The organism is Rhodococcus sp. IEGM 1379 (assembly GCF_030056815.1).
Taxonomy (GTDB): domain Bacteria; phylum Actinomycetota; class Actinomycetes; order Mycobacteriales; family Mycobacteriaceae; genus Rhodococcus_F.
The window spans coordinates 14,192-19,687 of sequence record NZ_JASHKR010000082.1; the positions used below are offsets into that span (position 1 = coordinate 14,192).

Below are 5,496 nucleotides of genomic sequence, written 5' to 3' on the forward strand. Positions count from 1 at the left end.
ACCGGTAAGACGCTGCTCGCTCGCGCTGTCGCAGGCGAAGCCGGCGTTCCGTTCTTCACCATCTCCGGTTCCGATTTCGTCGAGATGTTTGTCGGCGTCGGTGCTTCGCGTGTTCGCGACATGTTCGAGCAGGCCAAGCAGAACAGTCCCTGCATCATCTTCGTCGACGAGATCGACGCGGTCGGCCGTCAGCGTGGCGCAGGCCTCGGCGGCGGACACGACGAGCGCGAGCAGACGCTCAACCAGTTGCTCGTCGAGATGGACGGCTTCGGTGACCGCACCGGCGTCATCCTGATCGCTGCAACCAACCGTCCCGACATCCTCGATCCGGCTCTGCTGCGTCCCGGCCGTTTCGACCGTCAGATCCCCGTCGGCGCTCCGGACCTCGCCGGCCGTCGCGCAATCTTGCGAGTCCATTCGCAGGGCAAGCCGATCGACCCCAACGCAGACCTCGAAGGTCTCGCGAAGAGGACCGTCGGTATGTCCGGTGCCGACCTCGCCAACGTCATCAACGAAGCTGCACTGCTTACGGCCCGCGAGAACGGCACGGTCATCACGGAAGCCGCACTCGAGGAATCCGTCGACCGCGTCGTCGGCGGACCGCGTCGTAAGAGCCGCATCATCAGTGAGCACGAACGAAAGATCACCGCGTACCACGAGGGTGGACACACTCTCGCGGCCTGGGCGATGCCTGATATCGAGCCCATCTACAAGGTCACCATCCTCGCTCGCGGCCGCACCGGCGGCCACGCAATGACGGTGCCCGAGGACGACAAGGGCTTGATGACGCGATCCGAGATGATCGCTCGTCTGGTCATGGCAATGGGTGGACGCGCTGCCGAGGAACTGGTGTTCCACGAGCCCACCACCGGCGCTTCTTCGGATATCGACATGGCTACCAAGATCGCTCGCGCGATGGTCACCGAATACGGCATGAGCGCCAAGCTCGGTGCAGTCCGCTACGGCCAGGAGGGCGGCGATCCGTTCCTCGGCCGTTCGATGGGCGTGCAGTCCGACTACTCGCACGAGATCGCTCGCGAAATCGACGAGGAGGTGCGCAACCTCATCGAGGCCGCGCACACCGAAGCCTGGGCAATCCTGAGTGAGTACCGTGACGCACTCGACCTCATTGCTACTGAACTGCTCGAACGTGAAACGTTGACGCGCAAGGACCTCGAGAAGATTCTTGTCGGCGTCGAAAAGCGTCCGCGCATCACGGCTTTCAATGATTTCGGTGGCCGCACGCCTTCGGATCGTCCGCCGGTCAAGACACCTCGTGAATTGGCAATCGAGCGCGGAGAAACGTGGCCGGAGCCTGTCCCAGCACCCGTATTGGTTAAGGCCGGTGCGTCTGCTGTTGCGAACGGTGGACCTTCCAACGGTTACGTGCAGCCCAACGCTCCCCAGCAGTCCGTGCCCCAGCAGCCCACACCGCAGCCGGGTACGCCCGACTACGGTGCGCCTGCCGGTTGGTCTGCTCCAGGGTGGCCGCCGCGCGAAAACCCGACGCAGGCTTACCCCGGCCAGCAGTCCGGCGGATACCAGGGTGCCCCCAACCCGGGACAGAACCCCGGTGCGGGGCCCGTTCCCGGTCAGTACGGTCAGCCGCAGAGTCACCCGGGTGAGCAGGCATATCCCGAGCAACAGCAATATCCCAGTCAGCAGCAGCACCCCAGTCAGCAGCAGCACCCCAACCAGCAGCAGCACCCCAACCAGCAGCAGCACCCCAACCAGCAGCAGTACCCCGGTCCGCAGCAGCACGCGGGACAGCAGTATCAGGGACAGCCGCCGGCTCAGCCGAACTACCCGGTGCAGTATCCGAACGGTGGCCCGTTCGCTGATCCGAACCGCGGTAATTCCGGTGTCGAAAGCCAGGGGCAGTGGCAGGCACCGGAACCTGAACAGAACGGTACTTCGGGAGACGAAGGTCCGAGCACGATGCGCTGGGACGGACCGGACGGATCTCGTTGATCACTCGCCGCTAGGCTCGTGCGACGGGGCAATGAAATAACTTTTCGAGGAGCGTTCGGTTGTCGGTGAATGATGTAGCCAGTGATCTGGTGTCGCTCGGAACGGGGCGCCAGTTCGATCAGGCCCGGGCAGAGGCAGCAGTTCGTGAATTGCTGATCGCGGTGGGCGAAGATCCCGACCGTCAAGGGCTGATCGATACCCCGGCCCGTGTGGCACGGTCGTACCGGGAGATCTTCGCCGGGCTGTACACCGAACCGGACGAGGCGCTCAACACGACGTTCGACGAAGGCCACCAGGAATTGGTGTTAGTGCGAGACATTCCGATGTTCTCCACCTGCGAGCACCACCTGGTGTCCTTCCACGGGGTCGCCCACGTCGGCTACATTCCGGGTAAATCCGGAAAGGTCACAGGTCTGTCCAAGCTTGCTCGCGTGGTCGATCTGTATGCCAAGCGGCCGCAGGTGCAGGAACGTCTGACCAGCCAGATCGCAGACGCTCTGATGCGCAAGCTCGATCCTCGCGGTGCCATCGTCGTCATCGAGGCCGAGCACTTGTGCATGGCAATGCGTGGCATTCGCAAGCCCGGAGCGAGCACAACGACGTCGGCTGTTCGTGGGCTTCTGCAGTCCAGTGCAGCTTCGCGTTCCGAGGCTCTGGACCTCATACTTCGTAAGTGATTGACGTGAACTCAGCGGGAGTAACACCGGCCCGGACGCAGGTGATGGGAGTTCTCAACGTCACTGCGGATTCGTTTTCGGACGGTGGTCGTTTCCTCGATCGCGATGCGGCTGTCGCACGTGGACTCGAACTTCAAACTATCGGTGTCGACATCGTCGATGTCGGCGGCGAATCGACCAGGCCGGGCGCAATTCGAGTCGATTCGGAACTCGAAGTGGCTCGTGTCGTGCCGGTCATCGAAGAACTTGTAGCCGCAGGGATCCGTTGCAGCGTCGACACGATGCGGGCGTCGGTTGCCGCTGCCGCAATCGAAGCCGGTGCAGCGATTGTCAACGACGTATCCGGTGGTCGCGCCGATTCCGATATGGCAGCAGTGGTTGCTGACGCCGGTGTCCCGTGGATTCTGATGCATTGGCGCTCGGCGAGCGATTACGTGCACGGGGGTGGCGCCGATCATTACGACGACGTCGTTCGGGATGTGCGCGAAGAACTGATGACCCAGGTTGACTGCGCATTGAAAGCCGGCGTCGATCCGTCCGCGATCATTCTTGATCCGGGTCTGGGTTTCGCGAAGAACGCCGACCACAACTGGGCGTTGCTGCATGCACTGCCCGAGTTCAATGCCTTGGGATTTCCCGTACTTGTGGGAGCGTCACGTAAACGTTTCCTCGGGTCACTACTGCGCGATTTCGACGGAACCCCGAGGCCACCGGCAGGTCGCGAAACCGCGACGGCTGTTGTTTCAGCACTTGCTGCGCGTGACGGCGCGTGGGGCGTTCGTGTGCACGACGCGCAGGCGTCACTCGATGCCGTTGCGGTTGTCGCAGCCTGGTCGCGCGGACGGGAAAGGGCCTGACATGGGTGATCGGATCGAGTTGCGAGGGCTGAAGGTTCGAGGAAACCACGGCGTCTTCGACCACGAAAAGCGTGATGGCCAAGACTTTTTCATCGACATCACTGTGTGGATGGATCTGGCTCCGGCGGCCGCGTCGGACAATCTCGAGCACACCCTGCATTACGGGGAGTTAGCCGAGGCTGCCGCAGCGATCGTCGGCGGTCCGTCGCGGGATCTCATCGAGACTGTTGCCGCTGAGATCGCAGACAACGTGATGACCGATGCGCGGGTGGAGAGCGTCGAGGTTGTCGTTCACAAGCCGTCGGCGCCTATTCCGTTGGTTTTTGCCGACGTTGCTGTCGTCGCTTATCGGACGAGGCAGAAATGACTCGGGCCGTTCTGTCGATCGGTTCCAACATCGGAGACAGCCTGGCTCATCTGCAGGCTGCGGTGGACGGACTCGGCGACGTCATCGTCGCAGTGTCGCCGGTGTATTCGACGGCCCCGTGGGGTGGCGTCGAGCAGCAGGATTTCCTCAACGCCGTGATCCTGGTCGACGATCCGAATGCCGGCAGCTACGACTGGCTTTTGCGGGCTCGGAAACTCGAAGAAGATGCTGATCGGATTCGGGATCAGCGGTGGGGGCCGCGCAGTCTGGACGTCGACGTCGTGGACTGTGAAGGGATTGTCAGTGCCGATCCGGAGTTGACCTTGCCGCACCCGCGCGCGCATCAGCGGGCATTTGTTCTCGTTCCCTGGCTCGACGTCGATCCGGGCGCGACGTTGGTGATCGATGGTGCCGTGGTGTCGGCGGCGCAGATACTTCAGGGTCTTGATCAATCGGAGCGAGACGGAGTGCTCGCAACAAATTCGGTTCTCCTTCGGTGACTGAAGAGGATCAGGGGATGAAGCCGACAAAGATCAGTGAACTACTGGTTTTGGCAGTGGTGGCGGCGGTCGCCACGTGGATTCTGATTCGTGTGTTCTACGGTTCGATGCCGCCGATTCCCGTTTACGCAGGTGCTTCGCTGTATTTGGTTGCCGTCGCCGAAGTTGTGATCGCGTTTGTCGTTCGGTCCAGGATCAAAGAGCGACAGGTCGGTGACGGGTACCGACAACTTCATCCGATCACCGCTGCTCGGATACTCGCACTCGCCAAAGCGTCCGTTTTGGTCGGTTCAGCTACCGCTGGTGTGTGGATTGGGGCGTTGGTGTATCTCATCCCACAACGATCGGTTTTGAGGGCCGCCGCCGCTGACACGCCGGGGGCGTGGGTCGGATTGGGTGCCGCAATTGCACTGGTAGCAGCAGCTTTGTGGCTCGAACACTGTTGCCGGACGCCGGAAGATACACCTGACGAGCCAGCTCACTGAAGGCGTGGTGGGCGAATCGCGTAGATAAGGTCCGTGGCTCGCGCGTGCTTGACCAGTACCCTGGCAACCATGACGAATTCTGGTCGATCGAAGTCTGCGCGCCGTAGCAAGCGCAGCGCGAGCCAGATGATCGTTGCCGGTCTTCTTGCTCTCGCCGTCATCGCATCACTGTTTCTGATCTTCAGTAACAGTGTTCAGCTCCTTCGCGTGGGACTGGTGGTGGCGCTTTGGGCAGCCACCCTGGGCGCGATCGCGATGACCAAATACCGTCGCGAATCAGCGCTCGACAAAGCCAAGGTCGCAGATCTGCAGACCGTCTACGAGCTGCAGCTCGAGCGTGAGATCTCTGCGCGACGAGAATACGAATTGAGTGTCGAGGGTCGCGTCCGCCGCGAAGTCAGTGCCGACGCCGAAGAACTGTCAGCTCTGCGAGCGGAACTGGTGGCGCTGCGACGCAATCTCGAAGCACTCTTCGACGGTGGTCTGCTCCCTGAGCGGCCCGCTCTGAAAGCTGATTCGACCCGCGTCGGAGAACTTGGCGGAGGCCCGTATCGGGCTTATCAGCCGGCTGCATCTGGTCTGTATGTACCCGGCGCCGGGCAAAATGCCACCGGATCGCCGAGTGCCCAGGGCGGCGGG

Annotated in this window: 7 protein-coding genes; all 7 read left to right on the top strand. The window is 62.2% G+C overall.

What is annotated here, in order from left to right; genetic code table 11:
- Nucleotides 1–1,971, top strand: a 1,971-nt coding sequence (ftsH, locus tag QM600_RS25035; protein WP_283264378.1) for an ATP-dependent zinc metalloprotease FtsH, incomplete at its 5' end; no start/stop codon positions are given.
- 59 nt (nt 1,972–2,030) lie between these two features.
- Nucleotides 2,031–2,648: a GTP cyclohydrolase I FolE gene (gene folE / locus QM600_RS25040; protein ID WP_094270989.1), complete on the top strand. Its 618-nt coding sequence runs from the start codon at nt 2,031–2,033 to the stop codon at nt 2,646–2,648.
- Between the two features lie 44 nt (nt 2,649–2,692).
- Nucleotides 2,693–3,505, top strand: coding sequence for a dihydropteroate synthase (folP, locus tag QM600_RS25045; RefSeq protein ID WP_283264386.1), 813 nt, complete (start codon nt 2,693–2,695; stop codon nt 3,503–3,505).
- A gap of 1 nt (nt 3,506) precedes the next feature.
- The gene (gene folB / locus QM600_RS25050; RefSeq protein WP_094270990.1) at nt 3,507–3,872 is read left to right on the top strand and encodes a dihydroneopterin aldolase; all 366 of its coding nucleotides are present in this window, start codon (nt 3,507–3,509) and stop codon (nt 3,870–3,872) included.
- Nucleotides 3,869–4,372 (top strand): 2-amino-4-hydroxy-6-hydroxymethyldihydropteridine diphosphokinase, encoded by a 504-nt coding sequence (gene folK / locus QM600_RS25055; protein WP_283264380.1) that lies wholly within the window; start codon nt 3,869–3,871, stop codon nt 4,370–4,372. The genes folB and folK overlap by 4 nt, the downstream gene beginning before the upstream one ends.
- 17 nt (nt 4,373–4,389) lie before the next feature.
- Nucleotides 4,390–4,857 carry a DUF3180 domain-containing protein gene (locus QM600_RS25060; protein ID WP_283264382.1) on the top strand — a complete coding sequence of 156 codons (468 nt, stop codon included), beginning with the start codon at nt 4,390–4,392 and terminating at the stop codon, nt 4,855–4,857.
- Nucleotides 4,858–4,926: 69 nt separating this feature from the next.
- Nucleotides 4,927–5,496 (top strand): DUF6779 domain-containing protein (locus QM600_RS25065; protein ID WP_349307288.1); only part of this gene is annotated, 570 nt, incomplete at its 3' end.